The organism is Stenotrophomonas sp. 8(2023) (assembly GCF_030345295.1).
Lineage (GTDB): Bacteria > Pseudomonadota > Gammaproteobacteria > Xanthomonadales > Xanthomonadaceae > Stenotrophomonas > Stenotrophomonas muris.
Genome location: NZ_CP128404.1, coordinates 2506003 through 2531285 on the forward strand (window position 1 = coordinate 2506003; position 25283 = coordinate 2531285).

The 25283-nt window shown below is 69.3% G+C and carries 21 protein-coding genes; 2 read left to right on the top strand and 19 right to left on the bottom strand.

The window, feature by feature from the left end; genetic code table 11:
- Positions 1 to 5 precede the first annotated feature (5 nt).
- The 12 genes from gspE to QP609_RS11835 form a co-directional block, all read right to left on the bottom strand.
- Entirely contained in the window at positions 6 to 1439 is a 1434-nt protein-coding gene (gene gspE, locus QP609_RS11780; RefSeq protein WP_197621106.1) for a type II secretion system ATPase GspE, read from the bottom strand.
- Positions 1436 to 3814 (bottom strand): type II secretion system secretin GspD, encoded by a 2379-nt coding sequence (gene gspD, locus QP609_RS11785; protein ID WP_197621107.1) that lies wholly within the window; start codon positions 3812 to 3814, stop codon positions 1436 to 1438. The genes gspE and gspD overlap by 4 nt, the downstream gene beginning before the upstream one ends.
- Positions 3811 to 4338, bottom strand: a complete 528-nt coding sequence (gspM, locus tag QP609_RS11790) for a type II secretion system protein GspM (protein WP_014647368.1) — start codon at positions 4336 to 4338, stop codon at positions 3811 to 3813. The genes gspD and gspM overlap by 4 nt, the downstream gene beginning before the upstream one ends.
- Positions 4335 to 5498: a type II secretion system protein GspL gene (gene gspL / locus QP609_RS11795; protein ID WP_014647369.1), complete on the bottom strand. Its 1164-nt coding sequence runs from the start codon at positions 5496 to 5498 to the stop codon at positions 4335 to 4337. Before gspL ends, gspM begins: the two co-directional genes overlap by 4 nt.
- A complete protein-coding gene (gspK, locus tag QP609_RS11800) occupies positions 5495 to 6400 on the bottom strand; it encodes a type II secretion system minor pseudopilin GspK (protein ID WP_142234841.1) in 906 nt (301 codons plus the stop codon). The genes gspL and gspK overlap by 4 nt, the downstream gene beginning before the upstream one ends.
- A 9-nt stretch (positions 6401 to 6409) precedes the next feature.
- Positions 6410 to 6847 carry a type II secretion system major pseudopilin GspG gene (gene gspG / locus QP609_RS11805; protein ID WP_046430971.1) on the bottom strand — a complete coding sequence of 146 codons (438 nt, stop codon included), beginning with the start codon at positions 6845 to 6847 and terminating at the stop codon, positions 6410 to 6412.
- A 57-nt stretch (positions 6848 to 6904) separates the two neighbouring features.
- On the bottom strand, positions 6905 to 7486 hold the full coding sequence (locus QP609_RS11810) for a hypothetical protein (RefSeq protein WP_046430973.1): 582 nt from the start codon (positions 7484 to 7486) through the stop codon (positions 6905 to 6907).
- Positions 7487 to 7606: 120 nt separating this feature from the next.
- Positions 7607 to 8158: a hypothetical protein gene (locus QP609_RS11815; protein WP_046430975.1), complete on the bottom strand. Its 552-nt coding sequence runs from the start codon at positions 8156 to 8158 to the stop codon at positions 7607 to 7609.
- A gap of 58 nt (positions 8159 to 8216) precedes the next feature.
- Positions 8217 to 9197 carry a DUF4880 domain-containing protein gene (locus QP609_RS11820; RefSeq protein ID WP_197621108.1) on the bottom strand — a complete coding sequence of 327 codons (981 nt, stop codon included), beginning with the start codon at positions 9195 to 9197 and terminating at the stop codon, positions 8217 to 8219.
- Positions 9198 to 9266: 69 nt separating this feature from the next.
- Entirely contained in the window at positions 9267 to 9797 is a 531-nt protein-coding gene (locus QP609_RS11825) for a sigma-70 family RNA polymerase sigma factor (protein WP_032961748.1), read from the bottom strand.
- A 16-nt stretch (positions 9798 to 9813) separates the two neighbouring features.
- Positions 9814 to 10494, bottom strand: a complete 681-nt coding sequence (locus tag QP609_RS11830; protein WP_046430979.1) for a TonB-dependent receptor — start codon at positions 10492 to 10494, stop codon at positions 9814 to 9816.
- Positions 10495 to 11032: 538 nt separating this feature from the next.
- Positions 11033 to 11497, bottom strand: coding sequence for an Lrp/AsnC family transcriptional regulator (locus QP609_RS11835; protein ID WP_005413654.1), 465 nt, complete (start codon positions 11495 to 11497; stop codon positions 11033 to 11035).
- A gap of 127 nt (positions 11498 to 11624) precedes the next feature.
- On the opposite strand from QP609_RS11835, the gene QP609_RS11840 reads away from it, so the two are divergent.
- Positions 11625 to 12356 carry an AzlC family ABC transporter permease gene (locus tag QP609_RS11840; RefSeq protein ID WP_049439472.1) on the top strand — a complete coding sequence of 244 codons (732 nt, stop codon included), beginning with the start codon at positions 11625 to 11627 and terminating at the stop codon, positions 12354 to 12356.
- Positions 12353 to 12667 carry an AzlD family protein gene (locus QP609_RS11845; protein ID WP_014647378.1) on the top strand — a complete coding sequence of 105 codons (315 nt, stop codon included), beginning with the start codon at positions 12353 to 12355 and terminating at the stop codon, positions 12665 to 12667. The genes QP609_RS11840 and QP609_RS11845 overlap by 4 nt, the downstream gene beginning before the upstream one ends.
- A 68-nt stretch (positions 12668 to 12735) precedes the next feature.
- Here QP609_RS11845 and glgX read toward each other — a convergent pair whose 3' ends face one another.
- Genes glgX through glgA form a run of 7 tightly spaced genes read right to left on the bottom strand, consistent with a single transcriptional unit; the run spans position 12736 to position 24865 of the window.
- The gene (gene glgX, locus QP609_RS11850) at positions 12736 to 14856 is read right to left on the bottom strand and encodes a glycogen debranching protein GlgX (protein ID WP_014647379.1); all 2121 of its coding nucleotides are present in this window, start codon (positions 14854 to 14856) and stop codon (positions 12736 to 12738) included.
- Positions 14843 to 15013: a DUF2934 domain-containing protein gene (locus QP609_RS11855; RefSeq protein ID WP_014647380.1), complete on the bottom strand. Its 171-nt coding sequence runs from the start codon at positions 15011 to 15013 to the stop codon at positions 14843 to 14845. The genes glgX and QP609_RS11855 overlap by 14 nt, the downstream gene beginning before the upstream one ends.
- Positions 14982 to 17555 (bottom strand): malto-oligosyltrehalose synthase, encoded by a 2574-nt coding sequence (treY, locus tag QP609_RS11860; protein ID WP_197621213.1) that lies wholly within the window; start codon positions 17553 to 17555, stop codon positions 14982 to 14984. The genes QP609_RS11855 and treY overlap by 32 nt, the downstream gene beginning before the upstream one ends.
- A complete protein-coding gene (locus tag QP609_RS11865) occupies positions 17552 to 19396 on the bottom strand; it encodes a 4-alpha-glucanotransferase (protein ID WP_197575296.1) in 1845 nt (614 codons plus the stop codon). Before QP609_RS11865 ends, treY begins: the two co-directional genes overlap by 4 nt.
- Positions 19393 to 21111: a malto-oligosyltrehalose trehalohydrolase gene (treZ, locus tag QP609_RS11870; RefSeq protein ID WP_197621212.1), complete on the bottom strand. Its 1719-nt coding sequence runs from the start codon at positions 21109 to 21111 to the stop codon at positions 19393 to 19395. The genes QP609_RS11865 and treZ overlap by 4 nt, the downstream gene beginning before the upstream one ends.
- Positions 21108 to 23342 carry a 1,4-alpha-glucan branching enzyme gene (locus QP609_RS11875; protein ID WP_197621211.1) on the bottom strand — a complete coding sequence of 745 codons (2235 nt, stop codon included), beginning with the start codon at positions 23340 to 23342 and terminating at the stop codon, positions 21108 to 21110. The genes treZ and QP609_RS11875 overlap by 4 nt, the downstream gene beginning before the upstream one ends.
- On the bottom strand, positions 23339 to 24865 hold the full coding sequence (gene glgA, locus QP609_RS11880) for a glycogen synthase GlgA (RefSeq protein ID WP_197621210.1): 1527 nt from the start codon (positions 24863 to 24865) through the stop codon (positions 23339 to 23341). Before glgA ends, QP609_RS11875 begins: the two co-directional genes overlap by 4 nt.
- Positions 24866 to 25283: the final 418 nt, after the last annotated feature.

The window sequence follows — 25283 nt, forward strand, 5'->3', positions numbered from 1 at the left end:
AAGCCTCAGTCGTCGCCGGTGACGCGCAGGATCTCTTCCAGCGTGGTCACCCCGCTGTCGACCCAACGCTGGCCGTCCTGACGCAAGGTCCGCATGCCGGCACGCCGCGCCGCCTCGCGCAGTGCAGGTTCACCCTGCCCTTCATGGATCAGCGTACGCACGCGATCGTCCACCACGAACAACTCGTGGATGCCGGTACGCCCCCGGTAGCCGCTGTTGGCACAGGCCGCGCAACCCACCGCGCGCCATACGGTACGGCCGTCCCCATCCACCTCGGCACGCCGGCATTGGGTGCACAGCCGCCGCACCAGCCGCTGCGCCAGCACACCGCGCAGCGACGAGGCCAGCAGGAACGGTTCCACCCCCATGTCGGCCAGGCGCGTCACTGCCGAAATCGCGTCGTTGGTATGCAGGGACGCCAGCACGCCATGGCCGGTCAGCGACGACTGCACCGCAATCTGTGCGGTCTCCAGGTCGCGGATCTCGCCGATCATGATGGTGTCCGGGTCCTGGCGCAGGATCGCGCGCAGCGCGGTGCCGAAGCTCATGCCGATGCGCGCGTTCACCTGGATCTGGCCGATGCCGGCGAAGTCGTACTCCACCGGGTCCTCCACGGTGAGGATGTTGCTGGTGCTGCTGTCGAGCTGGCCCAACGCGGCGTACAGCGAGGTGGTCTTGCCACTACCGGTCGGGCCGGTGACCAGCACGATGCCATGCGGCTGCCGGATCAATCCGGTGAACGTGGCCAGGGTGTCATCGGCCATGCCCAGGCGCTGCAGCTGCAGACGGCCGGCATCCTTCTCCAGCAGTCGCAGCACGGCGCGCTCGCCATGCCCGGTCGGCACCGTGGAGACTCGGATATCCAGCGGACGCCCACCCACGCGGATCGCGATGCGCCCGTCCTGCGGCAGGCGCTTCTCGGCGATGTCCAGGTGGGCCATGATCTTGATGCGCGATACCAGCGCTGCGTGCAGTGCGCGCCGTGGCTGCACCATGTCGCGCAGCGTGCCGTCCACCCGGTAGCGCACCACCGAATGGGTCTCGAACGGCTCGATGTGCAGATCGCTGGCGCCATCACGTGCGGCCTGCGCCAGCAGCGCGTTGATCATGCGGATCACCGGCGCATCATCCTGCGCGTCCAGCAGATCGGTGACTTCCGGCATGTCCTGCATCAGCCGGTCCAGATCGACTTCGCTCTCGGCGGCACCGACCACAGCAGCGGCGTCGCCGCCGTCACGGTACTGCTCAGCCAACCGCTGCTGCCACATCGCGGCATCCAGTGCCTGGAAGGGCAACGGTCCATGCCGGCGGCGCAGTTCGGCCACAGCCCACGCTGCGGTATCGACGGTACCCAGCAGCACAGGCTCACCGCCAACCTCGGACAGCATCACCCCATGGCTGCGCACCCAGGCGTACGGCAGTGACGCGGCGGCGCTCACGGTCCGATCACCAGTTCCGGCGTGTAGCCCAGCCCGCGCAGTTGCTGCAGTGCCGGATCCAGCGTCGCCGGGTCGCGCGGCAGCCGCACCCGCAGGCGCTGGCCACTCTCGCCCGGCGTCGCCTCGGCATAGGCCTGCAGGCCCAGCGCCCGCACCTGCGCCACGCCCTGGCGGGCACGGGTCGGGTCCAGCCCCTGTGCGAACTGCACCAGCTGCGCATCGCCGTCACCGGCCGGATACAACGCTGCCAGGCTGGTGTTCTGCAGCGGCTGGCCCTGGCCATCGCGCGCGTTGCCCTGGCCGAGTACAGACAGGTCCTGCGGTGGCAGCTGCGGTGCCGACAGCGCCGGCAATGCCCAGCTCTGCACCGGTTGCGCGCCAGCCTGCGCGTTGCGCATGTAGTCATAGCGGTCGCGGGTCAGGCGCTGGCCGGCGGCCGGGTCACGCACCACGTGCGGACGCAGGAACACCATCAGGTTGGTCTTGGCGCGCCTGCGTGTGTCGCTGCGGAACAAGGCACCCAGCACCGGAATCTTCCCCAACCCCGGCACCGCGTCACGGCCATGGCTGACGCTGTCTTCCAGCAGGCCACCCAGCACCATGATCTGGCCATCGTCCAGCAGCACGCTGGTATCCAGTGCGCGCTTGTTGGTGATGATGCCGGCCGTGCTGTTCGCGCTCTGCGCATCGATGCTGCTGACTTCCTGGTAGATGTCCAGCTTCACCGTGCCGCCCTCGGAAATCTGCGGGCGTACCCGCAGCTTCAGGCCCACGTCCTCGCGCACGATGGTCTGGAATGGATTGTTGCTGCCGCCGCCACCGTCGGTCACGTAGCGGCCGCTCACAAACGGCACGGTCTGCCCGACCATGATGCTGGCCGCCTCGTTGTCCAGCGTCATCAGGTTCGGCGTGGACAGGATGTTGGCACCGCCCTTGCTCTGCAGCGCGTTGGCCAGCGCCTTCATGTTGAGGATCTGGCCGACGCCGGGCAGGTTGATGGTGCCGTCGATCACCCCGATCTTCAGGCCATCCTTGGGCAGCACGTCCAGGGTGGTGCGCGCGGTGGTGTTCAGCCCGCTGCCACCGCTGGTGCCGCCGAAGTGGGTGCCGCCGAAGGTGCGGCCATTGCCCAGCATCCACTGCACGCCCAGTTCGGCCGCGTCGGTCTGGTTGACCTCCACGATCAGGCTTTCCACCAGCACCTGTGCACGGCGCTGGTCAAGCTGGTCGATCACCCGTCGCAGGTTGCGGTACACCGGTTCCGGCGCCGAGATCAACAGCGTGTTGGTGGCCACGTCCGCCTGCACCGAAATGCCGTTCTGGCTGAAGCCGGTGCTCCCGGCGTCGATCGGGTCGCGGTTCGGATCCAGCCGCTGCGATTCCAGCGCATTGCTGCCGGTCCTGGCCTGTTGTGGCTGCGACGGCTGCGCCGGTGCGGAACGGCTTGCATCGCCAGGCAGTGGCGTGATGCCTTCATTGCTGCCCACTGCCGGCGCATCGCTCTGCCCCGCAACCACGCCGCGCAGCACGCCGGCGAGCTGATTGGCCTGGGCATTGCGCAGGTAGACCACATGCAGGTTGCCGGACTCGTCCTGCGCGCGGTCCAGCTTCTCCACCAGCTGCCGGGCCAGACGGGTGCGCCCGGGACTGCTGGAACGCAGCAGCACGCTGTTGCTGCGGGGGTCGGCCATCACCACCACCTTCTGGCTGGGCTCTGCGCCCTGCGCATCCAGCAGCGGCGCGACCATCGCCGCGACGTCTACGGCGATGCCCTGCTGCAGCTTCACCACATCGGTGTCCATGCCGGCCGGCGTGTCGACGCTGGCGATCACCCGCGCGATGCGCTCCAGGTTGTCGGCATAGTCGGTGATCACCAGAGTGTTGTTGCCCGGGTTCGCCGTGATCGGATTGTCCGGGCTGATCATCGGCCGCAGCACCGCCACCAGCGCGGCGGCGTTCTCGTAGCGCAGCGGAAAGGTGCGCGTGGCGACCTCGCCTCCTGCACCGCCACTGCCCACCCGGCCACCGAGCAGCTTGGCGTCGGCCTGCGGCACCACCCGGCTGACGCCGCCATTCTCGACCACGGCGAAGCCGCGCATGCGCAGCGCGCCCAGCAGCAGCTGATAGGCCTGGGTACGGCTGACCGGGCCATCGGAGACCACCGTCATCTTGCCGGTCACCCGTGGGTCGACCAGGAACTGGCGGCCGGTGAACCGTGCCGCCATCCGCAGCACGCCACCGATATCGGTATCCACCAGGTTCAGCTGCACCGGCTCATCGCGTGTGTCCTGCGCTGCCACCGGCGCCGGCACGTGGGCCATGCCCACGATCAGGGCCAATGCAGTACTGCAGGCAAGGCTGCGCATCGCCCTCATGGATGGGCACCCGCAGTGGCCACCATCACGATGTTTCCGGAAATCCGTGCCGCCGGCATGTTCGCGTCCCCTGTGCGTGTCAGTTGCAGCTGCTGCAGCTCGATGGCCGGGTCGGCCAGCAGCGGCAGCAGCCAGTTCCATAGCGCATCGGCGGGCACCGCCTGCACCTGCAGGTGCCAGCGCCCGTCGCGCGCTTCGATATGCAGGCCGTCGGCAAGGCCGGCGGTCTTGATTCCATCGCGCAGCCCAGGAAGTGTCGGATGCTGGCCCTGCGCCAGCTGCTGGCGCTCACGGACGCGCAGCAGCGGTGCCAGTGCGCGCGACTGCGCCTGCAGCCGCGGTAGCTCGGCCTGCCAGTGCGTGCGCTGCTTCAGCAGTGGCTCCAGCCACAACGACCACAGGCCCGCCACCAGCAGCGCCACCACCATCACCCACAGCATCCGCCGGTCGCGCGGTGGCAGGCGTTGCCAGCGCTGCTGCAGGCCGGCCAGCCCCCCGCCCAGCCGCAGGGTGCGGGCCGTCACTGTCCCGCTCCGCTCACCCGCAGGCGCCCACCGGCGTCGCGCGCCAGCAGCAGGCCCTGCACCTGCAGCGCCTGCTGCCAGTGCTCAAGCCGCTGCGGATCGTCGGCCAATGCCTGGGCATCGGCATCCAGCTCCATGTCGAGCTGGCCGGGCTGGTAATGCAGGCTGCGCACCTGCCCGGCCAGTTCCGGAACCGCCAGCAGCGTGCTGGCTACCTGCCGTTGCAACGGCGGCAACGGTGGCGCCGGTGGCGGCACCGCCAGAGCACGCCTTGCCTGCAGCACCGGATCCACCACATCGGTGATCTCCGGGAAGCGTGCGCTGAACTGCCGCGCCATGTCCTGTTGCAGCGCCTCGCCCTCGATCCGCCAACGCCAGACCTGCAGCTGCAGGCCGAGCGCGGCCAGCAGCACTGCCGCCAACGCGAGGCCGATTGCCAGGCGTGGCGCTTGCCGACCCGCACCGGGCAGCGGCAGTGACCACCCCGGCAGAGGGCCACATGCCTGCCGTTCCTTCATGACGGCGGTGGCCGGCAGGCTGTCCGGCCACGCCGGCGGTACGCTGCCGATCCATTGCACGGCCTGCACGCCGGCCTGTCGCAGGCGCACGGCCAGCGCCTGCATGACTGCACACGCATCACGTCCGCCATACCACTGGACGAAGCCCCGATCGCGCCCGCTTCGCACCAGCAGGTGCTCGCCGCTGACCTGCAGCGTGGCCTGTCCGTCCTGCCAGGGCAGCAGCAGGGGCGTCGGATGGAGTGCCTGCAGCTGCAGTCCGCACGAAGCCAGCAACTGCTGCGCCTGCAGGACCGCCTGCTGGCCGAGCCAGGCCACCGGAACCGTGCCGTCAGCCGCCTGCGCACCGTGGGCCAGCGCGACGTCCTGCAGGTCATCCAGCAACATCGCCTCCACCTCACCCTGCAACGCCAACTGCAGGCGGCGCCCGGACAACGGTGGCAGCTGCAGTTCCAGCAGGATCAGGTCGCTCGGATCGAGGCAGGCATGCACCGCAGCCCGCGGATGCCGCAGACCCAGCGCCGCCAGCGTGGCGCAACCGTGGGCCAGCACCTCGCCCTTGTGCAGCTGCGCCCAGTCCACCGCGCTGTCGGCGTGCAGACCCTCAAGCGTCGGCAGGCGCACCCGAAGCTGCCCGTTCATGCGCCGATCCTCGTCCACACGCGTTGCACACGCACGCCATCGTCGCGGTACTCGCGCCAGAGCAGCGCGCGGAAATCAACCGCGCTGCCGTCAGCCTGCACCCGGCCGACAGCCAGGAACCACTCGCTATGGATACCCAAGGGAAGTACCGCCATCTGTTCGTTGCTCAGTTGGAGTCGGTTGGCGATGTCGCCGCGATTGAGCAGCCAATGGCCAGCGTCGCGCTCACCGAGCAGCGCCTGCAGCCGTGCCGGCTCGACCGCAGGCGTCACCGCCTGCAGAACGCGCAGGTCGCTGGTGTTGGCATTGACCAGGGTCTGTGCCGGCAACACCACGGTGCGTCGCGCCAGCGCCTGCAACGCCACCGGATCGGCACCCGGCAGCGCCTGTTCGATCAGTGATTCGCGCGGCAGCGGCGCCTGCGCCTGCATGTCGCCATCGCGCAGGCGCGCCTGGATGTGGTCCGCGGCGGATGTGCAGGCGCCCTGGCCCAGCCCCTGCCCGGCACACAACGCGATGAACGCGCGCCGCGCCTCGGGGTCCGGCCTGCCATGCGCAAGCAGATTGCGCAGGTTGAACATCGACTGCGCATCGACCAGCTGCAGCTGCACCGGCAACGGCGCCTGCAGCTCCAATGGGCGCGCCCAGCGCCCGCTGCGCACCGTGGTCAGCTGTTCCTTTGCATCCTCACGCAACTGCTGCGCCGCACGTTCCAGCGTTGCGTCCACGGCCATGCGTACCTGTGCGCGCAGCTGGTCACCACGCAGCGCGCGCAGCTGGGCCGACTGCCGGGTGAGCAGTGCAGTGGCAATCACTGCCACCAGTGCCACCACCAGCAGGGCGACGATCACCGCCATGCCACGTTGACGGACACTCGAAACAGACCGCATCCGGGCTGACATCGGCCTGCCTCACAGCTGCCACGAGCCGATGTCCGCGTTCCCGGCGTCGCCACCGGGCCTGCTGTCCGCACCCAGCGAGAACACATCGATGTCGCCATGTGTGCCAGGCACCTGATATTGGTACGGGTGGCCCCACGGGTCGTTCGGCAGGCGATCCAGATAGGGCGTGACCGGCATCGCGCCACTGCCCTGCGGCGGCTTCACCAGCGCCTGCAGGCCCTGCTCGGCGCTGGGATAGCGACCATTGTCCAGCTTGAACAACTTCAGCGCCTGCATCAGCGCCGCGATGTCCTGGCGCGCCGCCACCACGCGCGCCTGGTCGGGACGGTCCATCAAGCGCGGCACGATCAATGCCGCGAGAATGCCGATGATCACCACCACCACCATGATCTCGATCAGGCTGAAACCCTGCTGCCGAGCCCTGCGACCACCCACCTGCCTTGCCATTGTTCCGCCCTCGTCATCCTGGAAGAGACCGCTGCGCCATGGTCAGCGGTGCATGTGTCAGTACGATAAACATCCGCCGGCAATTCGCTGCGCATGTGCCTGGGCGGGCGCCGGCGCAGCCGGTCCGCGTGCCGCCTCGAGCAGGTGTGGCGGCACACTGGCCAGCGTTTCGTCGATGCAGCCGCGCAGCAGCGGAAGCGCGCACGCCTGCAACAGGCGCACGCACTGCATCGGCGACCACGCGGTGCCATGGTCGAGGCCGATGAACGTGCGGTAGGCCTGGTGATAGCGCAGATCGTCGTACACGCGCTGCGCACTGTTGAGATCACGCACGACCACCAGCAGGGCCGCACGTTGCAGCAGCCGCGCATCGCCTGCGTCAAGCGGCAGCGCGTTCATGGCTGCTTCGGACCACGGCCGCAGCTGCAGATCAAGGGCGTGCCGCAGCGCCGCCAATGGATGCGCGCTGCTGTCCAGTGCCGCCCAGCGCGCGGCATCGGCCCAGGCATCACTGGACAGCACCCAGACCCACGAGTGTCCGTAGCGTTGCACATTCAAGGGCGTGTGCCGCGCCTGCTCCAGTGACCGGCTCAGGTGGCGATCCAGCTCCAGCATGCTGATCCTGCGACTGTCTGCCATCTTCGTCGCCCGTGCTCCGCGACGCGTGGTGCGTCGTACTCTGGAGAAGACGTCAGCAAGGCAGGTGAAGCGACAGCGCGAATGCCGCTCTGTGCGCTGGGTGGTGCTTCATCGGCAACGTCATCGCAGCGTCATCCGCCTGCAGGCTTCGCGCTGCAGGCGCGGTGCGTCACCCCCGCAGCGGCGGGCCAGTACCGCCACGTCGCTGCGCGCGGCGAACGCGACCAGCGCGTCTGTCATGTCCACGTCATCGCACCACGACGCCATCGCAATGCGCACCGCGGGCAGCTGCCAGCCGTCCATCAGCCCGCGGGTGCCCGCCACGAACCAGTGCCACAGCCGATGGTGCAGCACCTGCTCGTGCAGCAGCGCGAGATCCCTGATGCCATGCATGTCCATCAGCAGCAGTGCGCGTGCCAGCGCCGCAGGCGGCAACACACCGGTTTCAGCCAGCGGCAGCACCTGCTGCTGCAGGCGCAACAGCATCGCCAGCGGGTGCGACTGCGGATCGAAGTCCAGCAGCACGGCCTGTTGCTGCCACTGTGCGTCCGATACCACGCATACCCATGGCGAGCCGTAGCGGTGCACCATCAACGGCCGTCGCTGGGTGGTTTCCAGCAACGCCGACAGATTGCGGCGCAGATCCAGCACACCGATGGTCTCGTTGCGCATCCTTGGCGTCTCCTTGCTTGCAACAGCCCTGCGCGGCGCGCACGGCCAGCGTCTTCACCTAACCAAGGACGGCAATGCCACCTGGAAAGCGACGCAGATCCAGCGACATCGTCAGTCGCAGCTGCTCCAGCGCCGCATCCGGATCATCGATGCGGAAGCGGCCGCTGACCGGGGCGCGCGCCAATGCCGATTCACCCAGCAGCACCTTGCCGCGGCGGTAGCGGTTGATCTCCTCCACCACCTCGCGCAGCGGCGCCCGGCGGAACACCAGCATGCCTTCGGTCCAGGCACTCACTTCCGAGGCCACGGCTTCGGCCACCACGCCACTGAGGCGCTCGTCGTACCGGGTCTGCTGGCCCGCCTGCAGCTGCAGGCGGCCCTGCGGGTGCTCGATCCGGGCGCTGCCCTGCAGGCAGGTCACCCGTACCTGGCCGTGGGTGTTGCGCACGTCCAGGCGCACCGCCCCTTCATCGGCAATCACGCAGCCCGCCCCTGCGAACAGGGCCAGGCGCAGGCCGGCCCGGATCTCGATCGCGGCCTGGCCCTGCACCAGCTCGAAGCCTTCGCCCTCCGTGTCCGCACGGCGGCGCAGGCTGCTCTGCGTATCCAGCTCGATCTTCAGCTGTGGCGAAGGTGCGATCTGCAGCCGTTCACCGGTACCGGTGTGGAAGTCGGCCGTCATCGCCGTCACCGAGGGCCACAGCCCCAGCGGCGGACGGATCGCCGCCACCACTGCCAGGCTGGCCGGGGCGGCAATCGCGGCACCCAGGAAGGCACGCCGGCTCCAGCGCTGGGTCGGCGTCGGCACGACCGGTTGGCGTGCAGCGGCAGGCAGCTGCTCGCCGGCCAGGCGTACCTGCTCCCATTGCCGGCGCGCACGGCCGAATGCTTCGCGATGACGGGGATCAGCCTCGCACCACGCGCGGAAGCTGCGCCCGTCGGCCGCAGTAGCCTCGCCCGAGGTCAGCCGCACCACCCACGCGTGCGCCTGGCGCTCGACGGCATCCAGCGGGCGTTGCGGGTGATCGTCAGGATCCATGGGGGCTCATGCCGGACCCGCACGCTGCGGGGTTCTGCTCGGCGTCAAAGTGTAGACGGATGCCGCCGCTCAGAACCGCACCTGGCGCCCCTGCCCGCTGCGCTCGGCCAGGTAGTCCTGGGCCGCCTTCAGCTCACGCTGCACCAGCCGCAGCGACACGCCGAGGTGATCGGCGACGTCACGCTGCTGCAGGCCATCGACGCGGATTGCCAGCAGGATGCGGCGACGCCGCTCGGGCATGCGCTGCAGCAGGCCCACCATGTCCTCCAGCGCGAAGTCCAGTTCGGCCGCCTGCGCCGGCCCCGGTGCCGGGTCGGCCATGTCCATCAGCGTCTCCACCTCTTCCAGGCTCAGCAGGCGATGGTCGGCACGTTGGCGGTCGATCACGGTATTCATCGCCATGCGCAGCAGGTAGGCCGCAGGGTTCTGCACGGCGTCCAGGCGGTCACGGCGCGCGCTCAGGCGCATCCAGGTGTCCTGCAGCGCGTCACCGGCCAGTTCCTCCGATCCCAGCTTGCGCACCAACCGGCGCTTCAGCTCGTCGTAGGCCCCCAGAAGGTGGTCCATCAGGTCAACTGCGCCAGCCGTACCGTTGCTCATGTTCGAATCCTTGAAGTCATGGAAGGGGCGCGCGCCCGCCACAGTCGTGGTCGGTGCCGGAAGGACGGATCTGCAGGGTCACCGGCTGCGCCAGCGCGGCGGCCTCGGTCGCCAGCACCAGGCCCTGCAGCGCCTGCAGCAGGCGTGCATCGCGGCGGGCACTACCACTGCCGGACAGCAGCTCGGGCTCGCTCACCCGGCCCGCGCCGTCGATGCGGAAGCGCAGCGTCGCGGCGTAGCGGCCGGGCGCGATCTCCGGGTCGTCACAGAACGCCGCACGCAGCCGCTGCTGCAGCCCGCCATAGCGACGCCGACGTTCGGCCTCGGGAAGTTCGGCGCCAACACCGGGTTCGGCGGCCGAGGACGTGCCCCGGCGCAGCACCACGCGCTGCGCGCCGATCACCTCGACCTCGATGCCGGAGTCCTGCAACAGCACCTGCAAGGCAGGCAGCGGCTCCAGGCTGGCGCGCAGCGCATGGCTGCTGCGGCCCGCGGCCAGGTCGCCCGGGTACATCACCGACCACCCACTGATGACGCTGAAGCGCTCGACCGCCTGTTCCAGCGGTTGCGCAGGGATGTCGTAGGCATGAACTCCGTCCTGCCCGGCAGCGGCAGAGGACAGCAGCAGCCACGCGACGATGGCCACCTTCCAAGTTCTGACCGCATGGTGTCCATTCAGCCCCCTGACGTAGAACACATGACCCTCGGCAGCGACAGCAGCTGCAGTGGACGCGCACCAGGACCAGCACCCCGGCCCGCGCGCGACCCGCAAGCGGGCTCAAACCGTAGCGGGGCCACATGTCATTGCGATGACCGCCGCCTACAGCCGACGTGAAGCCAGTCACCCATCAGGAATCAATAAATCGAACGGACCACCTCATCCACGCCTGGGGTCAGAGCCCGTTGCGCAGCAACGGGATCCGACCCCGTGCCGGCCCAAACGTGTCGACCAAGGTCGACACCCACCAAGAGCAGTTCATGCCGTTCCGGCAGATTGCGGGGAACTGTCGAAGGCGGGGTGGGTCTGGTTGCAGGGGCGTCCGCGGCATGAATGCCGCGGCCAAGCCCCCATGGAAGGGTTTACGGCGTCCCCTGCAACCGGACCCACCCCGCCATCCAACGGAATGCACGCTGTTGCTTCGGCTGTTGCTTCGGCTGTTGCTTCTGGGGTTGCCGGCCAGCGGCCGGCACTACCTGCGGGTGCCGGGCGCCACCCGGGCGGAAACCCCCGCCCTTCACAGCGGCAGCTGGGTCGTCTGCTTGATCCGCTGCATCGGAATCTCGGTCTTGGTGTTCTGCACCCCGGCGATCCGGTTCAGGTGCTGCATCTGGAACTGCCGGTAGGCATCAAGGTCGGCCACCGCCACCCGCAGCAGGAAATCGCAGTCACCGGCCATCAGATGGCATTCAAGCACTTCCGGGAAAGACTTGATGCTGTTGATGAAGTGATTGGTGGTGTCCTCGTCCTGCCCGCGCAGCCACACGCGGACGAATACCGTGAAGCCACGGCCCACCTTGGCCTCGTTCAACAAGGCCACGTAGCGGTCGATGTAGCCGCCTTCCTCCAGCAGCCGCACCCGACGCAGGCAGGCCGACGGCGACAGCCCGACCAGCCGGGCAAGCTCCAGGTTCTGCAGGCGGCCGTCGCGCTGCAGGGCGTCGAGGATACGCCGATCGAGGTTGTCGAGCTGATACTGCATGGGATTTCGCCCTTGTCACTTTTGGCCGCATGAAATATCAATCATCCAGAATCCAGTGGCATCAACGCAACCCGATTTCGCGATCGGACCGCTAGCATGGGCCACCCCCACCTCGTTGTGCCGTTCCATGGACGCCCGTACCACCCTCCCCCTGCCCGACACCTGCGATACCGCGCCGCGTGCCGAATTCCTGCGCGGCCTGCGCGCCGCCGTGCCGGTGATGATCGGTTTCATTCCCTTCGCCCTGGTGCTCGGCGCGCAGGCCGCCCAGAAAGGCCTGAGCGCACTGGAAGTGCCACTGATGACGGGCCTCAACTTCGCTGGCGGCTCGGAGTTCGCCGCCGTCGAACTGTGGACCTCGCCACCGCACATCGCGCTGATCGTGGCGATCACCGCACTGGTCAACAGCCGCCATCTGCTGATGGGCGCCAGCCTGGCCCCACTGCTGCAGCACCTGCCGCGCCGCCGGGTGCTGCCGGCCCTGTTCTTCATGTGCGACGAAAGCTGGGCGATGGGCGTGGCCGATGCGCGCCGCCGTGCGCTCGGCTTCAGCCTGGCCTATTACCTGGGCGTCTCCGCGGGCCTCTACACCGTCTGGGTGGCCTGCACCGCGCTGGGTGCGATCGTCGGGCCGCTGCTGGGCGACATCCACGCCTACGGCTTCGACATGGCCTTCCCCGCCGTGTTCCTGGTGCTGCTGCGCGGCATGTGGCAGGGCATGAAGGCCGCGCGCCCGTGGCTGGTCAGCCTGGTCGTGGCCGCCGCCACCTATCTGCTGATCCCGGGTGCGTGGTACGTGGCCAGCGGCGCATTGGCCGGCCTGGCCGCCGCCTGGCTGCTGGCGGAGGACGCAGCATGATCTTCAACGGCCTGATCCACTGGTCCTCGGTGCTGACCATCGTGCTGATGGCCGCCGCCACCTACCTGACCCGCATCGTCGGCTTCCTCGCGCTGCGCAACCGCACGCTGGGCAAGCGCGCGGTGACGGTGATGGAAGCCGCGCCGGGCTGCGTGCTGATCTCGGTGATCGCTCCGGATTTCGTCGCCGACAAGCCCGCCGACCTGGCCGCGCTGGCGATCACCCTGCTGGCCGCCACGCGGCTGTCGATGCTGCCGACGGTGCTGATCGGCGTGGCCTCGGCCGGGCTGCTGCGCTACCTGATGGGCTGACTGCGGTGCGCCGGGCAAAGGCCCGGCGCTGGCCAGTCATCGCAGCACCGCCTGTACGCGCGCTGCCGTCAGGCGCTGCTGCTGGCCGCAAGCAGGCACAGGCTGCGCGGCGGCAGGGTCCAGGCACCTGCTTCATCCGGCTCCAACGGCGTTTCGTCGGTCTGCAGCAGTACGCGCCGGAACGACAAGGCTTCATCCGACACACTGAACCGCTGCGGCTGGTCTCCGGCGTTCAACAGCAGGGCCAGGCTGACATGCCGCCCGGGCTCGCGCAGGCCGCTGTCCGGGCTGCGGCCGTCCAGCACGATCAGCAGCGCACGCAGCCCTGCGTCATGCCAGTCCGCTTCCTCCATGCTGCGGCCGTCAGGATGCCGCCAGTCGATATCGCGCAGGCCCAGCGCTTCATCGTATTCGCCGCGCAGGAACCGGTTCCTGCGCAGCAGGCCATAGCGTCGGCGCAGCGACAGCGCCCGGCGTACGAACGCCACCTGCGCCTGTGCAGCCGGCGATGCCGCACGCTCCCAGTCGATCCAGCTCAGCGGGTTGTCCTGGCAGTAGGCGTTGTTGTTGCCCTGCTGCGAATGGCCGAACTCATCGCCGGCCAGCAGCATCGGCGTGCCCTGCGCGAACAGCAGCGTGGCCAGCAGGTTGCGCATCTGCCGCGCACGCAACGAGAGGATCGCCGCATCATCGGTGTCGCCCTCCACACCGTGGTTGCTGGAGAGGTTGTGCGAGTGGCCATCGCGGTTGTCTTCGCCGTTGGCCTCGTTGTGGCGATCGTTGTAGCTCACCAGATCGTGCAGGGTGAACCCATCGTGCGCCGTCACCAGGTTGATGCTGGCCGAGGGCCGCCTGCCATGATGTTCGAACAGGTCGGCCGAGCCGGTGAAGCGCGTGGCGAATTCCGGCAACTGGCCGCCATCGCCGCGCCAGAGCGCGCGCACCGTATCGCGGAAGCGGTCGTTCCATTCCGCCCAGCCCGGCGGGAACTGGCCCAGTTGATAGCCGCCCGGGCCGATGTCCCATGGCTCGGCAATCAGCTTCACCTGGCTCAGGATCGGGTCCTGGCGTACCGCATCAAGGAAACTGCCCGAGGCATCGAAGCCATGCCGCTCGCGGCCAAGGATGGTGGCCAGGTCGAAACGGAACCCATCCACCCGCATCTCGGTCACCCAGTAGCGCAGCGAGTCCATCACCATGCGCAGCGCGCCGGCATTGGTCAGGTCGAACGTGTTGCCGGTGCCGGTATCGTTGATGTAATAGCGGCGATCATCGGCCAGGCGGTAGTAGCTGGCATTGTCGATGCCCTTGAAGGACAGCGTAGGGCCCAGCTCATTGCCTTCGGCGGTGTGGTTGTAGACCACGTCCAGGATCACTTCGATGCCGGCACTGTGCAGCCGCGCGACCATCTGCTTGAACTCGGCCACGGTGCCCAGCGACAGGTAGCGTGGCTGCGGCGCGAAGAAGCCGATGGTGTTGTACCCCCAGTAGTTGCGCAGCCCGCGCTCGAGCAGCTGCTGGTCATCCACGTAGGCATGCACCGGCAGCAGCTCGATGGCGGTCACCCCCAGATGGCTGAGGTGGTCGACCACCGCGTCGTGGCGCAGGGCAGAGAAGGTGCCGCGCTCGGCCTGCGGGACATCGGGGTGCTGCATGGTCAGTCCGCGCACGTGCGCTTCGTAGATCACGGTCCGGTCCCAGGGCGTTGCGGGTGCACGTTCGACACCCCAGCTGAAGGCCGGATCGATCACCGCGCAGCGTGGCATGTAGCTGGCGCTGTCGCGGCGGTCGAAACTGAGATCGCCATCGCGGTGGCCCAGGGTGTAGCCGAACAGGTGCGGCGCCCACTTCAGCTCGCCGACGATCTGCTTGGCGTAGGGGTCCAGCAACAGTTTGTTGGGATTGAAGCGATGCCCCTCCTCCGGCGCATACGGGCCGTGCACCCGATAGCCATAGCGTTGCCCGGGCCGCACGTCCGGCAGGTAGCCGTGCCAGATCTCGTTGGTGTACTCAGGCAGGACGATGCGCTCGACTTCACGGTTGCGCGCATCGAACAGGCACAGCTCCACCCGGGTGGCATGCCGCGAGTACAGCGCAAAGTTCACGCCCAGCCCGTCCCACGTCGCGCCCAGCGGGAACGGCCGGCCTTCGCGCACGCGCGAGGTCTGCGTCCACTTACGGCTGGCCATCGGTGCCCTCCTCGCCGCGCGCCGCGGCAATCTCGGCCTCCACCAGGCGCTCGGCCATGTGCCAGTGCCGCTGCTGCTGATCGTCCGGGCGCCCCTCCGCTTCCCAGATCTGGTGGGCCAATGCCTCAATCCGCTGCCGTCGTTCCCTGCTGTCCATCCCTACCTGTCTCCTCGTTGATCCATATCGCCAGCGGGCTGCCAGCCAGAAGCCTGCCCACGTCCGCGGTTGCGTTGAAATGTTCGATGCGCCCGTCCAGGAGGTTGCGCATGGGGCCTGTCGGCAGACCGTGCAGTGCTACGCCGGTGCCAACGTCGTGCGCGGCGTGCAGGCTGGGCCCAGGCACGGCGGCGGGCGAACCCCGCCGCACGATCACCAGCAGCACCTGCGCCTGATGCCTGCGCGTGAACGCCAGCCACGGCGAGCGCGCAGGCGCGGACAGCGGCTGCAACTGGCCATGCAGGAACAGGTGCGGGTGCCTGCGGCGGCACTCCAGCAATTGCCGCAGCAGGAATGCCTTGATGCCACCGTCCCGCCAGTCTTCCAGCAGCGCGGGCCACCCGCGCGTATCGCGCAGCCACGCCTGCCGCGCTGGATAGTCCACGGCACGCCGGTTGTCCGGGTCCACCAGGCTCAGGTCCCAGCCTTCGCCGCCCTGGTAGAGGTCGGGCACGCCGGGCAGGCAGTGCTGCAGGCACAGCTGCGCCAGGCCGTTGCAGGCGCCGGCCGGCGCGATGCGCGCCACGAACGTCGCCAGCGCCTCGCGCACCGGCTGCAAGGGCGCTGCGTCCAGCAGCGCGTGCAGCCACTGCGCGGCGGCCTCCTCCACGGCCACATCCGGGTCTGACCAGCTGCTGACCCGCTTGCCCTCGCGCAATGCCTTGGTCAGCCATTGCACCATCCTCGAGGCGAAGTCGGCGCCAGGGGCACCGTGCATCGGCCATGCGGCCACGAGCGCCTGCCACAGTGCGTAGGCCTCGGCACCCGGCAATGGCATCGGCGCGCCGGCGCGGGTCAACATCCGGTTCCAGCGCCGCACAGCGTCCCGCCATTCGAACGTGCAGGTACTGAGAACCGCCAGCCGTGCCCGGCTGTCGGCGCCGCGCTTGTGATCGTGGGTCGCAAGCGCAAGCAACGCCCTGGGATGGCGACGCAGGCGCGCGGCGGCGTGTTCCAGCAGCGCGCGCCCCTCCATGCCCAGCCGCTGCGGATCACTGCCGACGTCGTTGCGCGAGAGCAGCCTGAAATAGCGATAGAACCCGGTGTCTTCCACCGACTTGGCATTCAACGGCGCGGCCAGTTGACCGAAACGCGCACGCAGCACGCGCTCGGCCTGCGCCTCGCCGGCAAGCGCTGCCAGCAACAGGTCCAGCGCCGCGCGTGCGGCACCGTCCAGTGCCTGGCGCGCTGCGGCGGAAGCGTCCGCCAGCGCCTTTCGTTCACCCGCCCCCTGCAGCGAATAGGGCCGGTAGGTGCGGTAATGCCCCAGCACGGAAGCCAATGCGCGGGCCAGCGCAGCCACTCCGATATCGGCTTCGGCCAGCCGCGCCTGCAGGACCTGCTGCGCGCTGCGCAGCAGCCGCTGGAAGTCGGCATGAAGGCCTTGGCGCAGCAACATGGCGCGGGCGTCCTGCTGGATCCGGTCGAAGCTGCGCGGGTCACCGCCCAGCGCCTGCCACGTGCGCGAGAGCGCGGGTGCAGCCGCCGGATCGTGCAACCAGGCACCGGCCTGGTCCATGAAGTCATAGCCGGTGGTGCCGTCGCAGGCCCAGCCGTCGGGCAGCTGCTCGCCCTCGGCCAGTATCTTCTCCACATGCAGGCTGACGGCCTGCGGGTCACGACCGCCGGCCGCGCAGGCGGCGTCGAGCGATTCACGCAGGCGCTGCAGGTACGCGCCCGGGCAGGACAGGCCATCCACGTGGTCGATGCGCAGGCCGTCCACCCATCCCTCGCGTACCAGCCGCAGCGGCAGCGCATGCACTGCCTCGAACACATCCTCGCGCTCCACCCGCAGCGCGGCCAGTTCGTTGATATCGAAAAAGCGCCGGTAGTTCACCTGATCGCCGGCCGTGCGCCACCAGGCCAGACGGTAGTGCTGCCGCTGCAGCAGCGTGTGCAACCGTTCAACGCTGCGGTTGCAGCGTTCGGCCCACGCCGGCCACTGCGCGGGTTCCAGCGGATGGCTGCGCGGCGACAACGGCAATGCCAGGCCATGGTGGCGCAGCACGGGCCGCGCGTTGTCCACCACCACGCGCACCACGCCGTCGCGTACCGCGTCGTGCAACGGCCGGTCCAGTACCGGCAGCCAGAGCCGGCCCTCGCAGCCCGGCGCCTCCCACTCGATGTCAAACCAAGCTGCGTGCGGGCTTCGAGGCCCGTGCATCAGCACATCGCTCCACCACTGGCTGTGCGGGGACGCCGCCAGATGGTTGGGCACGATGTCCAGGATCAGGCCCATGCCGTGCGCGCGCGTCACTTCCGCCAGCTGCCGGAAGCCCGCTTCACCGCCCAGTTCCGGATTGATGCGAGCCGGGTCGATGCCATCGTAGCCATGCGTCGACCCGGGCACCGCCGAAGCGATCGGTGACAGGTAAAGGTGGCTGACGCCCAGCGCGGCGTAGTACGGCACCTGCGCGGCAGCCGCCCCGAGGTCGAAGCCTGCGTGCAGCTGCAGGCGCGCGGTGGCACGCAACCCCGTCATTGCCCGGCCCTGCGGCGCGTGGCACTCAGGCGCGCCACGCGCGCATCGGCCGCGTCAGCATCCCACGTCGGCGGCAGGCGGCGGCGCCAGTTGGGATGGCCGCCGACGGTGCCTGGCAGGTTCACCTGTGCGCGACCGCCCAGCGCGTCTTCCAGCGGCAGCAACGCCAGCCGGGACGCCGCGTGGGCGACCAGAGACAACGCCCTGGCGTCCAGCGGCGCGCCCTCGCCGCCAACCACCGCAGACAGTGCCTGCGCGTCGCTGGCACGCGCGCGCAGTGCCGCTGGCAGATCCGCCAGCTCACCCAGGCGTGCGCGCCAGCGCAGGTCACGCCCGCGCAGCCAACCGGCCAGCGGTGGCAGGTCATGGGTGGAGGGCATGGCCACTGCATCGCGGCGCCACTGCGGCGCCGGCAGGAAGCGCGCGCCGTTGCGGGCAAACGGCAGCACCTCGATGCCCAGAATGCCCCGGGCTGCCAGCCGCTGGCGCATGCCCGGCGGAACCACGCCCAGGTCTTCGCCGATCAGCACGCAGCGATGCCGCCAGGACTCCAGCACCAGCAGGTTGATCAGATCATCGAACGGATAGCGCAGGTACACGCCCTGCCCGGCGTCCGCGCCACGGGGCAACACCCACAGCCGCAGCAGGCCCAGGATGTGATCGATGCGAAGCCCGCCGCGGCCGGACATCACGGCGCGCAGCACGCGAAGGTAGGGGGCGAAGCCCTCGCGCAGCAACGCCATCGGTGACCAGCTGGTGATGCCCCAGGCCTGGCCGAGCGGATTGAACGCGTCCGGCGGCGCCCCCAGCTCAAGTCCCTGCAGCAGATCAGCACCCCCGGTGCGTGCCTCCACGCCCTGCGGCGCGCAGCCCACGGCCAGGTCGGCAATCAACCCGATCAAAGCGCCCTCGTCGCGCAGCGTGGCGTGTACCTGCGCCCAGCCCTGCTGTGCCAACCACTGCGCAAACGCATGGTCGTCCGCGCTGCCGGTGAACCGGTCGGCGGCATGCTGGCAATAGTGCCGCAGCGGATCGCCCTGCATGGCACGCCAGGTTTCGATCTGCGCGTGCTGCGACGGTGCCTGCGCTGCAACCCATTGGCGAACCTGCCGTATCCAGCGCCACTTCACTGCCGCCGAGTGCGGCCAGTCGATGCGACGTGCGGCAGTCCCCGCTTCCACCGCCGCCGCCAGCGCCTCGTCCCCGCCCAGCACGCTGTTGGCGGCATCGGGCAATACCTGCGGCAGGGAGACCTGCAGCGGGTCGAGCCAGCGCCGGTCGCTGGGCGAATAGGGGCTGTAGCCTGGGCCCGGTGGCATGCCCGCGTGCAGCGGGCTCAACGCCAGTGCGTCGCCGCCGTGCCGGTGCAGCAGCTCGCTCCATCGTGCACAGCCGGCACTGTCACCGATGCCGGCATCACCGGGCGCGCGCAGGCTGTAGACCTGCGCCGACAGGCCCCAGCCGCGCAGCGTGCCCCGCGGCCACCAGGCACGCTGTGGCGCCACCGCAACCGCCTGTTGCTGGTCGCCCCGGCGCCACTGCCAGTAACCCGGCTGGTCCGGCACGCGCCAGCGGCCCTGCGCGTCGGCACGGGCGGGCAACGCTGCGCCCTGCTCATCCACCCAGCACGCTGCGCCGGCTGCCTCCGGCATCACCAGCAGCTGTCCGCAGCAGGCCGTGCGCAGGCCAGCGTGCTCGGGCACCGCCTCGCACTGCAGCCCCTCCAGCACGGCGCGCAGCACGTCCGGCGCGACCTCGCGCGCGGCACCGGCCACGTCGGTCCAGCGGACCAGCAGGCCCGCACGGCGGGCCGTCTCCCGCACCGCTGCATCCGTATTCATGCGGCGACCCAGCAGGCCAGCACGCCGCCGCCTGCCGGCAGCATCCCGGCAGCGTCCGGCCCCACGACGTACTCGCCGGCCGGCACCGCATGCGCCACCGGCACAGGGCCCACGTTGATCGCGATCCACCATTGGCCCGATGGCAACTGCCAGCCCGCCTGCACCGCGCCTTGGCCAAGCACGCGCGCGCCCAGCGACCGCGCCTGCAGCAGGCCCGGCTGCAGATAGCGCCTGCGCAGGCCGAGGAATTCACCCGAGCAGCGCAGCCAGTGCTGCGACCAGGGATCATCGCCGGGCGGCGGCGTGTACGACGCCTGCAGGGTCGCCGCATCGTTCGGGTCCGGAATACGCGCGCGCGCGGCGGCGTCGGCAAAGGCGCTGAAACCAGCGAACTCACGTCGACGCCCTTCACGCACCGCCTCGTCCAGCGGCGGCGCGTAGTCGGTGAAGAACAGGAAGGGCGATTGCGCCTGCCACGGCTCGCCCATGAACAGCAGCGGGATCATCGGCGTCAGCAGGGTCAGCGCCAGCGCCGCGCGCAGCGGCGCAGGATCGGTCAGCATCGACAGGCGCTCGCCGAAAGCGCGGTTGCCCACCTGGTCATGGTTCTGCGCGAATACCACAAAACGCGCGGGCGACAGGTCGGCGCTGGGTTCGCCGCGGGGATTGCCGCGCAGGTCCGGTTCACCCTGCCAGGCGAATCCCTCGGCCAGGCAGCGCGCCAGCAGTGCTTCGGCGCGACCGGCATAGGCCGCGTAATAGCCTTCCTGCTCGCCGGTCAGCATCACGTGCAGCGCATTGTGGAAGTCATCGTTCCACTGCCCCTGGTAGGCGCCGCGCAGCCATCGCGCCTGGTTGCGCTCGTTCTCCAGCACCAGGTGCGCGTGCGGGGCCACCGCACGTACCTCATCGGCCAGCTGCTGCAGGAAACGGTCATCGTCAATGGCGTGCACCGCGTCCAGGCGCAGGCCATCGAAGCCGTAGTCGCGCAACCACATCAGCGCGTTGTCGATGAAAAAGCGCCGCACCCAGGGCTGGCGGAAGTCGATGGCCTCGCCCCACGGCGTGCCGCGGTCGTCACGGAAGAACCCGCGCGCGTAGTCGCGCAGGTGGTTGCCCTGTGGTCCGAAGTGGTTGTAGACCACATCCAGCAGCACCGACAGCCCTGCATCGTGCGCCGCTTCGATGAAGGCCCTCAGCGCTGCCGGCCCGCCATAGGCATGGGCCGGCGCATACGGGAACACGCCGTCGTAGCCCCAGTTGCGCTGCCCGGGAAACTGCGCGACCGGCATCAGTTCAATGGCGGTGATGCCCAGCGCGGCCAGCATCGGCAGTTGCGCGGTCAACGCCGCGAAGCCGCCCCCGGCCTCGATATGCACCTCATAGATCACCAGGTCCTGCCAGGCATGCCCCTGCCAGGCAGGCCGCGCTGCCTCCGTATCCAGCACCACCGCGCTGTCGCCGTCGATGCCGTCCGGCTGCCAGCGCGAGGCCGGGTCGGGCACGTCCTGGCCAGAAGGCAGGCGGAACCGGTAGCGGTCGCCATGCGATGCCGGTACTCGCAGCCAGTGGCAGCCGTCCGGGTCGCGCTGCATCGGCCGCTGGGTGCCTTGCAGGCACAGCGCCATCGTCCTTGCGCCCGGTGCCCACACGCGGAACTCCACCCCGTCACCGGCCACCGGCCAAGCGCCCAGGCGCGGGGCCACTGTGGTCATGCATCAACCTGCAGGTAGAGCGTGGACAGCGGCGGCAGCGTGAGCCGCAGCGACTGCGCGTGGCCGTGCATCGGCCTCGGCTCGGTATGCACTGCGCCGAGGTTTCCCGCATTGCCGCCACCGTAATACGCGCTGTCGGTGTTGAGCCGTTCGCTCCAGCGCCCCGGTTGCGGCACCCCGACCCGGTAGCCGTCGCGACGCACCGGGGTGAAGTTGGTCACCACCAGCAGGGTGCGGCCGCTGCCGGCAGGATCCCGGCGGATGAAGGCGTAGACGCTGTTGCGACTGTCGTCCGCCACGCTCCAGTCGAAGCCGCGTTCGTCGCGTTCGTCGCGATGCAACGCAGGTTCGGCGCGGAGCACGTTATTGAGGTCGCCCACCAGGCGCGACAGGCCCTGGCCCTCGTTGCTGGCCGCCCGTGCCCAGTCCAGTGCCGCATCGTGCGACCACTCATGGCCCTGGCCGAACTCGCCGCCCATGAACAGCAGTTTGCTGCCCGGGTGCGCCCACATGAAGCCGTAATACGCGCGCAGCTGGGCCAGCCGCTGTGCCGGCTCGCCCGCCATCTTGGCCAGCAGCGCGCCCTTGCCATGCACCACCTCGTCGTGGGACAGCGGCAGCACAAACCGTTCGGAGAAGGCGTAGACCAGGCCGAAGCTGATCTGGCTGTGGTGATGCGAACGATGGACCGGATCGCGCCCCAGGTACTGCAGGGTGTCGTGCATCCAGCCCATGTTCCACTTGTGGGTGAAGCCAAGCCCGCCCTCCTCCACCGGCGCTGTCACCCCCGGCCACGCGGTGGATTCCTCGGCGATCACCAGCACGTCCGGGAAGCGCTCCCGCAGCGTCTGGTTCATCCGCCGCAGGAAAGCGACCGCCTGCAGGTTCTCGCGCCCGCCCTGCTCGTTGGGTACCCACTCCCCCTCGGCACGGCTGTAATCCCGGTACAGCATCGACGCTACGGCGTCCACGCGCAGACCGTCGACATGGAAGCGCTCCACCCACTCCAACGCACTGCCGATCAGGTAGGCGGCCACTTCGTTGCGGCCGTAGTTGTAGATCAGCGTGTCCCAGTCGGCGTGCACCCCTTCGCGCGGGTCGGCATGCTCGTACAGCGCGGTGCCATCGAACCCGGCCAGGCCATGCGCATCGTTGGGGAAGTGCGCGCTCACCCAGTCCACGATCACTCCCACGCCGGCCTGGTGACAGCGGTCCACGAAGCGTGCGAAGGCCTGTGGCGTGCCATGGCGTGCCGTCGGCGCGTAGATCCCCAGCGGCTGATAGCCCCAGGAACCGCCGAAGGGATGCTCGCTCACCGGCAACAGCTCGATATGGGTGAAGCCAAGACCGGCCACGTACGGAATCAAACGGTCGGCCAGGGCATCCCAGTCCAGCGGCGCACCATCGTCGCTGCGCTGCCAGGAACCCGCATGCACTTCGTAGATCGACAGCGGCGCGCAGGTTCCGGCCAGGCGGCGGGCCGCCAACCAAGCATCATCGTGCCACTCCATTTGCCCAGCCGAAGGCACCCGCGATGCGGTCGCCGGTGGCAGCTCGGCCCAGCGCGCCATCGGATCGAACTTGTCGGGCATCACCCGGCCGTCGGCGCCGACGATGCGGAATTTGTAGCGGGCACCGGCCTGCACGCCCGGCAGGAACAGCTCCCACACGCCGGCGGTGTGACGCAGCCGCATCGGATGGCGTCGGCCGTCCCACCCGTTGAAATCGCCAACCACGGCGACCCGCTGGGCATTGGGCGCCCACACCGCGAAGCGCACGCCCGCAATGCCCTGCACCTGCATCGGCACCGCACCCAGCTGCCGCGCCGCATCGGCATCACCGGCATGGAACCGCTGCAGCAGGGCTTCGTCCAACAGTGGACCGAACGCATAGGCATCGTGCACCTGCTCCACGCCCTGTTCGAAATGCAGGGCAAGCAGCGGTATCGCCGCGTCACCGGCCGCGCCCTCGAACAGGCCGGGCAACGGGCCAGGGGACAGGCTCCAGCGCCGCCCATCGTCTGCAATCACCTCGACGCGCTGCGCATGCGGCACCAGCACGCGCAGCTGGCGTCCGCCTTCTGGCTGGCGATGCGGGCCCAGCCAGGCGAATGCATCGGCCGGGCGCGCGTGGACGAGGTCCTGCAGCGCCGGGGCGATACGCTGATCCAATCCCGTCTCCGTGATCGCTTCATCCTCCAGGGCGGCCAGATGCAGGCTGTCGTGGCTCATGCGGCCACCTGGCAGGTCTGCTGGTACAGGGCCAGATACGCGCGACCGGCCGCATCCCAGCCACCCGGCCGCAGCATGGCGGCGCGGCGCATGGCCTGCAGCAGGCCGGGCAGGCGGAAGGTGCGCATCGCCCGTTCCACGCAGCGGCGCAGGCCATCGGCATTGGCGCCGTGGAACAGGAATCCGGTCACGCCATCCTCGACGGTATCCACCAGCCCGCCGGTCGCGTGTGCGATGGGCAGGCAGCCGAAGCGCTGCGCGTACATCTGGCTCAGCCCGCAGGGTTCGAAGCGTGAAGGCATCAGCAGGAAGTCGGCGCCGGCAAACATCTGGCGGGCCAGCGCCTCTTCGAAGCCGATGAATGCGCCCACCCGTCCGGGGTAGCGCCGGGCCAGCGCCTGCACCTGCGCTTCCACCTGCGTCTCGCCGCCGCCGATGATGACCAGCTGGCCGCCGGCCGCCACGATCTGCGGTGCCACGTCGCAGGTGATGTCCAGGCCTTTCTGGTGCACCAGGCGGGAGACCACCGCGAACAGCGGTCCGGTCGACGGCGCCAGCCCGAACGCCTTGCGCACCGCATGCGCGTTGGTGGCGCGCCCGGTCCATTCGCCGATGCCGAAATGGGCCTTGAGGTGGATGTCGCGGCGTGGATCCCAGCTGGCGTCGATGCCGTTGACGATGCCACTCAGGTGTCCGCCGGCCGCCCGGCGCGCCAACAGGTCATGCAGCCCGCAGCCGTCATCCGGGGCGGTGATCTGCTGCGCGTAGCGCAGGCTGACCGTGTTCAGCCGCGTGGCATTGGTGATGCCGCCCTGCAGGAACGACATCTGCCCGTGGAAGTGCAGTTCATCCAGGTGTTCGGCCGGCACGCCCAGCACCGGCGCAAGCGCGTAGGGAAACAGCCCCTGATAGGCCAGGTTGTGGATGGTCAGCAGGGTCGGCACGGCTGTCCGGTCCCAGCGTACGTAGGCGGCAGCCATGGCCACCGGCCAGTCATTCAGGTGCAGCAGCTGCGGCGTCCAGTCCAGCCCGGCGCGCCCGGCCGCAATCTCCGCAGCCGCATGCGAAAGCGTGGCGAAGCGGACCGCGTTGTCTTTCCACTCCTGTCCCTGCCCATCCACGTAGGGCGAGCCCTCGCGCTCGTACAGCCCAGGCGACAGCAGCACGTAGATAGGAAGGCCGTCGGCCTGCACCGCCATGCCGATCGTGCACGCGGGCAACCCGGCTCGGGCGCTGACCCGCCCCACCGGTCGCAGCTGTGGCAGGCGCTGCAGAACCTCCGGGTAGCCGGGCAGCAGCACGCGCGAATCACATGCACCGCGCACCGCACGCGGCAACGCCGCGGCCACATCGCCCAGTCCGCCGGCCTTGATGAAGTCGGCCATCTCGGTGGCGACGAACAGCACGCGCTGCACCAGTTCTGGGAGATCCAACGGTTGCGAGTGGCCGCGGCGAGTGCCGATCGGCACGGGCGTGAGCGGAGAGATCGCAACGGGTGAAGCGGACTGGGCGGCGCGGGCCATGGGGATGATCTCGGATGCTTCAGGCAGACAGACGCCAGCGGCGCCCGGACGGGCGCTTGTGCTGGGAAGGAAGTCGACGCAGGACGTGGGGGACGTCAGCGAGAGGCTCAGGACGACAATAGCCCTCCATGCGATCAATCAACCGTGAAGCCATGGCGATTTCTTTGTGACAAGGCGTCATGAGCTCAGTACACATGACAGGCGCCCGCCTCCTGCCCGTGTCTCTCATGTAGAGCCGAGCCCGCGCCCGGCTGCCGGCAATCCCGTTTGCCCCGTGAGCCGAGCATGGGCTCGGCTCTACAGGGATTCTTCCTGCGACACCCGGTCGCAGGCCATCGAGCGACGCGCTTGACCAATGTCAAACCGCCCGCCGCCGCGCGGGCGTATTTCTATGCAGGACCCGAACACGCCGGCACTG